Below are 3,138 nucleotides of genomic sequence, written 5' to 3' on the forward strand. Positions count from 1 at the left end.
GGGCTTCAACCTGTCGTTCGATCAGCCTGTGTACAGGCTCGGTGTTGGCGTAGCGCTGCTCATTGATCCCCCAGACCTGAAGCTGCGCCCGCTCGGCTTCACTCAGTATGTCGATGTCGCCCAATCTCTGTAGCGAGTTCACGGGAGTGGTGGTAATCCTGTCGAGCAGTCTGTTGAGCTGTGTTGCAATGGATTCCACCACCGCTTGCGAAAAATATCTGCAATCGTAGCTGTAGCCCAGCGACAACACATTACTCTGCATGACCGATACCATCATTGGATAATTGCTGCTTTCGCGATTACGGATGTTGAAAAAAGCAAGCCCGCCCGGACTCGATTCCCGCAACGCCTCATCCATGGGATAGTTCTCGAATACGAGAATGCTGTCGAATAATCCCTGCCCGCTTTGTCCCAGCCAGCGCTGGATTTCATATAGGGGCGTATGTTCGTGTTCGCGTGAAGCCAGATTTTGCGCTTGCAGATCGCGCAGCCATGCGCCAATCTCGCACTCCGGCTGGAGTGTTGCCGCAACTGGGAGTGTATTGATGAACAATCCCAGCAAGTGCTCCGCTCCCGGCAGCGTCGCCGGCCTTCCCGCCACCGTGGTGCCGAAAAGGACGATTTGCTTCCCGGTGTACTGGCTCAGCAAGATCGCCCAGACACCCTGTATCAGCGTGTTAAGGGTGACGCGTTCGCGACGGGCAAACTGAATCAACCTCTCGGAAAGGGAAAGCGGCAGTTCAGTGATATGCTCCCCATACTCTTCATGATCGGAATTTTCACGGTGCGCAGGCAATATCGCCGCCAACCGCGTCGGCTCCCCGATTCCCTTCAGCCGCTCCCTCCAGTATGCTTCGGAAGCTTCCATATCGCGATGCTGCAGCCATTCGATAAACCGGCGATACTCGCCTCTGTCCCGGAACGACGCTTCCTGAACTGGAGAGAGGTCTCCGGCATATCGCCGCAATACTTCCCCAGCCAGTTGAGAAGTGCTCCATCCGTCAAGCAGCAAGTGATGGATCGTCCAGATGAAGTGGTACCGGTCGTCGGTCAATCTCACCAGCGCGATGCGCATGAGCGGGGGTCGGGCAAGATCAAAACCCGAGGCGTGTTCCGTCCGCGCCAATGCCTCAAGATCGCGCTCCCTTTCCTCCCTATGCTCCTTATCCTCCCTGGTCCGCCAGTCGTGTTCCACAAATGGCAACTCGACGGACTTGGCTACCCATTGCAGGGGCTTGTTGTCCTGAGTCACGAAACCTGTCCGTAACACTGGATGGCAGGCCACTGCAGCCTGCCATGTAGCCCTGAAACGAGTTGCATCCAGTCCCTCAATATCGGCTCTCAACTGATTGAGGTAAACACCGTGATCGTCCCTGTCAAATACGCTGTGGAAAAGTATGCCCTCCTGCAATGGAGAAAGCGGATAAAGGTCTTCAAGCTGTGCGGCGGCGGTGGGCAGAGGCAGACTGTCCAGCTCGCGCTGGGTGATTTCGATCAAGGGGAAATCCGAAGGGGTAAGGCCTTGTATGCCACGGTTGCAATGGGCAATCAGCGTTTCAAGCTCAGCTTGGTAAACGTTCATGAATGCCTCAATTGTCGTCCTGTGGTAACGCGCGTCGCTATAGCTCACCGTAAGACACAGTTCGCCCTCATAAACATGACCATTTATGGAAATATCATGACTGAGAGGCGCATTTTCATCGGTCAGATCCCCTGTCGATTCGGTCGCCAACGTCCACAGCGCGCTTTCGTCGAAACTCGCATCCAGTTGCCCCAGGTAATTGAATACGACTTCAGGCCTGGGCAGGGATGCCAGGACTTCACGCTGTTCGGACGTGCCGTGATACTTGAACAGGCCGTAACCCACTCCCTTGTTCGGTACCCTCCGCAGATCTTCCTTGATGCGCTTGATTCTCTGAGCCAGGTCTCCGGCTGGGTCGAGCAACACGGGATAGAGGGTGGTAAACCAGCCGACCGTTTGTGAAAGGTCGATATCGTATAAATCTTCCCGCCCATGACCTTCAAGATCGATCAGGATTTTCTTATGGCCGCTCCACCGGCAGAGGGCGCTTCCCAGGGCGGTAAGCAACAGATCGTTTACGTGAGTACGATAGGCGGCGGGCGCCTCCTTGAGCAAGGCGCGGGTCTGCGCCTTGCCCAGCTTGAGCACAGCATCGCGCTGGTGACGGACGAAGCTCGCGCCCTCGGGGTTATCGCAGGGCAGTATGACCGGTGCTCCCGTCAAGCTTCGCCAGTAAATCAATTCTTCCGCATTTTCATGTGCATAACGCTGCAGCCGGGCGGCCCACGCCTCATAGCTGCCCGATTTTTCGGGCAATGTGATAGCTTGGGCATTGCGGGCCTGACTATAGGCACTCTGCAAATCCTCGAGCAGGATACGCCAGGAGACACCGTCGATCACAAGGTGATGAATAACCAGCAGCAACCGCTGGCTGGGATCGTCCATATCGAAAAGCACGGCGCGCAGCAATGGGCCTTCCACGAGATTCAGGCTGCGCTGCGCCTCGTTGCACAGCGCTTCCAGATCGGCTTCGGTAGAAGCTTTGCGCACCCATAACAAATCAGCAGCGATCGATCCCCCACAAGACTGCTGCCACTGGCTCCTTTCATTTCCGGCGAAGCGGAAACGAAGCGCATCGTGGTGCCGCACCACGGCTTCCAGTGCCTCTCCCAGATGTGCAGGATTCAAATACTCGCGACTTTTCAGGAGCGCGGCCTGGTTCCAGTGATGTCGCGCGGGAATTTCCCGTTCGAAAAATTCAGCCTGAATAGGCAGCAGCGATAGAAGTCTCTCCGAGCCGCCGCCGCTCCATTCTTCTTTCGGTTGTGCGCTTGCGATCGGGGCCAGGGTAGCAACGGCATCTTGAGCCTCGAGTGCCATTGCCACCGCCGCCAACGAAGCGATGGTCTGCCGCTCGAACAATTGGCGTGGCGTGATCTTCCAGCCGGCACGGCGCGCCCGTGTGACAATCTGGAGACTGAGTATGGAATCGCCCCCCAGCTCGAAGAAGTTGTCATGCCGTCCCACCTCTGCCACACCCAGCACCTGCCCCCAGATACCCGCCAGAACTTCTTCCGCCTCTCCCTGCGGCGCCTCATAATGCTCCGTATGGGTAA

The 3,138-nt window shown here is 56.9% G+C and carries 1 protein-coding gene; it reads right to left on the reverse strand.

The window, feature by feature from the left end; all coding sequences use genetic code 11:
- Positions 1-3,138 (reverse strand): condensation domain-containing protein (locus AC52W5_RS13345; protein ID WP_495671343.1); only part of this gene is annotated, 3,138 nt, incomplete at both ends.

This window comes from Nitrosospira sp. CT, assembly GCF_059489795.1.